Raw genomic sequence first — 1,345 nt, 5'->3', positions numbered from 1 at the left:
CTTCGGGATGCTCCTATGTCGTGTCAAGCTGCGTGCAGGCCTTCCTCGCTGAGGGTGTTTGCCCTGGTCAGGATCTTGAAGATCTCTCGGGCGATGTAGCGTTTCAGGCAGCGCATGATCTCTTTGGTGTCGAGGCCTTGGGCGGTTCGGCGTGCCACGTAGGCCCGGGTTCTGGGGCAGTGGCTCATGCGAGAGAGCGCGATGGTGTGAAGGGCCCGGTTGGCTTGGCGGTCTCCGCCGCGGTTGAGTCTGTGCCGGCGGGTCTTGCCGGAGGAGGCCGGGATCGGTGAGACCCCGCACAAGGCCGCGAAGGCGGCCTGGCCGGTCAGCCGGTCGGGGTTGTCGCCAGCGGTGATCAGGAGCTGGGCGGCGGTTTCATCGCCGACGCCGCGGAGCGCGGTCAGATCGGGCCGGGCCTGGTTGACCAGGAGGTGCAGCTCCTCGTCGGCCGCGGTGATCTCTTCGGTCAGTTGCTGATGCCTGCGGGCGACCGCGCGCAATGCGAACTTCACGCCCTGGCCGGGGTCGCGGGTGTCACTGGGACGCAGGTGCGCGCATGTGTGGATCAGCTGGCGGGCGGTCTTTGCGGTCAGCTGTTCGCGGAGGGCCGCCGGTGCGGTGACCAGCAGTGATCTCAGTTCGTTCATGGCGGCGGTGCGTGCTTTGACGGCTCCGGCGCGGATGGTGTGGATCGCCCGGATGGATTCGACGATGCCGTCTGCGCTCTTGGGCACGGTGCGGGCGCGGCCGGCCAGGACCGCGTCGGCGGCGGCGTAGGCGTCCAGCGGGTCGGATTTGCCCTTGGCGCGGCGCTGGCCACGGTCGGGCCGGTTGACTTCGATGACTTGCACCCCGTGATCGTGCAGGTACCGGGTGAGTCCGGCTCCGTAGGCGCCGGTGCCCTCCACGCCGACCGCGTGCAGACGCCCGAAGGAACGCAGCCATGCCAGTAGCAGGGCATATCCTCGGCTGGTCGCGGGAAACTGCGCGTCGGCGATCCGGGCACCGTTCATCAGCTGCACCGCGGCGTGATGGGTCTCCAGGTGGGTGTCGACTCCACCGACGATCCTGCGTGTTCTCTTGCGCTCGGCCGCTGGTGCCATCTGGCAGATCCGCCTTCCGCCGGGTCGGGGGGAGCAGTGTGTCCGGCGGGCTGATGCGGACAGACCAGTGACGAGACCTGCGGGTCAGGCTCCTATGAAGTCACGGACCAAACCGCCGAGGGGACTGCTATGCCGGTGGCCCGACAAGGTAGACGGATCCCGAAAAAGACATCCCGGGGAGTCTGGCGTCTCATGAGTCATACCTCGCCGCGACCACCTCATCCATTCTCACTGGCGTCTCA

Annotated in this window: 1 protein-coding gene; it reads right to left on the bottom strand. The window is 67.6% G+C overall.

The genetic code is table 11. The features are described from left to right. Nucleotides 1–23: 23 nt before the first annotated feature. Complete coding sequence (locus tag ABGB12_RS35000) at nucleotides 24–1,103, bottom strand: IS110 family transposase (protein ID WP_347684838.1); 1,080 nt, start codon at nucleotides 1,101–1,103, stop codon at nucleotides 24–26. Nucleotides 1,104–1,345: the final 242 nt, after the last annotated feature.

It is taken from the genome of Actinocorallia sp. B10E7 (assembly GCF_039871655.1).
In the GTDB taxonomy this organism is placed as follows: domain Bacteria; phylum Actinomycetota; class Actinomycetes; order Streptosporangiales; family Streptosporangiaceae; genus Actinocorallia.
The sequence above is the reverse complement of the archived record's forward strand: the minus strand, read 5'-3'. Positions and strand labels throughout refer to the sequence as shown.